Source organism: Catenibacterium sp. AM22-6LB (assembly GCF_003435615.1).
GTDB lineage: Bacteria > Bacillota_I > Bacilli_A > Erysipelotrichales > Coprobacillaceae > Catenibacterium > Catenibacterium mitsuoka_A.
In genome coordinates, this window is the sequence record NZ_QTUM01000079.1 from 532 (window position 1) to 1,124 (window position 593).

Genomic DNA, 593 nt, shown 5'->3' on the forward strand with positions numbered 1-593 from the left:
GATGAGTCATCTCCAGGAATCAAGCCTAAATATGCCGAATACATGTTTCCTTTTTTAAAGCGATTGAAATCACTTGTTTCCACGATTAAAGATAGTGCAGTATGTGTTTTAATCCCAATCAAACATTGCAGCTGCTGCACTTTTTCTACATATTCCTCTTTTACTGATATTTCTTCAATTTGTTTATCTAAAGTCTCTACACGATCGCATAGATGGTTATATTCAATCATATATTCTTTCAAGGTATCTTGAAGTAATGGTTCACTAAAAGAAACTGTATTTATCCAATCAATATGTTTTCTTGTCCAGAAACTTTTTCCATCAAATTGTTTACCATTGCGTGTTAAAAACGCAATTATTTGTTGTTTGATACTTTTCAGGTTTTCTTTTATATCATCTCTCATACGAATGAATTCTTTTACTGAATTATCAAGTTCAGTAGGAACATGTACGGCAGAATATCCTCCATAAGCCAAACATTCCGCAATCATCTTGGCATCACGATAGTCATTCTTAAGTTTTCTTCCACCTTTTTCAGTTTTCATGGTTGTTGGAGCCAGGATAACACATTCAATTCCTTTTTCTTTTAATTC

1 protein-coding gene is annotated in these 593 nt (G+C 32.9%); it reads right to left on the bottom strand.

All coding sequences use genetic code 11. The features are described from left to right. A partial coding sequence (locus DW269_RS12835) for a transposase (protein ID WP_199412135.1) occupies positions 1 to 593 on the bottom strand: 593 nt, incomplete at both ends.